The organism is Mesorhizobium sp. M2C.T.Ca.TU.002.02.1.1 (genome assembly GCF_003997225.1).
Window position 1 is genome coordinate 1 of sequence record NZ_RZTO01001218.1, and the last position, 1,248, is coordinate 1,248.

Genomic DNA, 1,248 nt, shown 5'->3' on the forward strand with positions numbered 1-1,248 from the left:
CCGAGGCGCCGGTGTCGATCACCTTCAACGCCCGCAACGACAATGCCACCACGCTGCTTGCGCTTTACGGGCTGCCGGCGCTGCCGCTCGGCATGCTCGGCCACGCCAACACCGACATCTCTGCGAAGGGCTCGGTCGCCGGCGGTCTCGCGACCAGCTTCAACCTGACGGCCGACGATTTCAGGGCAGGCTTCGACGGAACCGTCGCCGAGACGGCGCAAGGCGCCGCCGCCAAGGGCAAGATCAATCTCGACGCCGCCGATATCGAGCCGTGGCTGATGACGACGGGGGTAGGCTTGCCGGGGATGGGAACGGGCACGTCGACGTCGCTGGCGGCCGATGCCGATTTCGGCAACGGGCTCCTGGTACTGAGCGGTCTCACCGGTTCGATCAACAAGGCGGCGGTGTCCGGCGACATCAACATCGACGCCAAGGATGGGCTGCCGCATCTCGCCGGCGCGCTGGCGCTCGACGAACTCGACCTCGATCCGCTGGCGGTCTCGCTGTTCGGCGACCAGTCCTTCGCTCCCGCCAAGGGCGGGTGGCCGACGACGCCGTTCAGCCAGAAATCGACCCTGCCTTTCAACGCCGACCTCGATCTGGACACCTCGGCGCTCGCCGTCGGGCCGTTCGCCACGGCGCATGACGCTTCCTTCTCGCTGAAGCTCGACCGCGAAGGAATCCATGTCTCCGACCTCAAGGCGAAGCTCTATGGCGGCGATGTGACCGGCCTGTTCGACCTGAAGAACACCGAGGGCACCGGCCTGTTCTCCGGCCAGATGAGGTTGGCCGGCAGCGATCTTTCCGCCGTCCTGCCCGGCGCGGGTATCGGCGGCAGCGGCGATCTTTCGGCGGCGCTGTCGACCAGCGGCAAATCCGTCGATGCCATGATCGCGGCTCTCTCCGGATCGGGCACAGCGGCGCTGAAGGCATTGAAAGTGGACGGTATCAATCCGGACGGCTTTGGCGCCATCATCGCCAAGGCCGACGCGATCGGACGCGATATCGACACGGCCAAGACCGCGGAGTTCGCGCCGCGGATCGTCGGCGAGGGCAGCTTCGCCGCCGGCGATACGGATGTGGCCTTCACCGTCGCCAACGGCACGCTGCGGGCGCCGCCGATCAGCCTCGACAATCCCGGCGCTACCTTGTCCGCCGACGTCACCGCCGATCTCAACACGAGCATCGTCACGGCGAAGGGGGCGCTGACCTATCGTCCCGGCGACGAGGCTTTGGTGGGCTCGGAGC

At 67.3% G+C, this 1,248-nt stretch carries 1 protein-coding gene; it reads left to right on the top strand.

Annotated features, from left to right (window positions below; translation table 11 throughout):
• A partial coding sequence (locus EOD07_RS34885; RefSeq protein WP_281059118.1) for an AsmA-like C-terminal region-containing protein occupies nt 1–1,248 on the top strand: 1,248 nt, incomplete at both ends.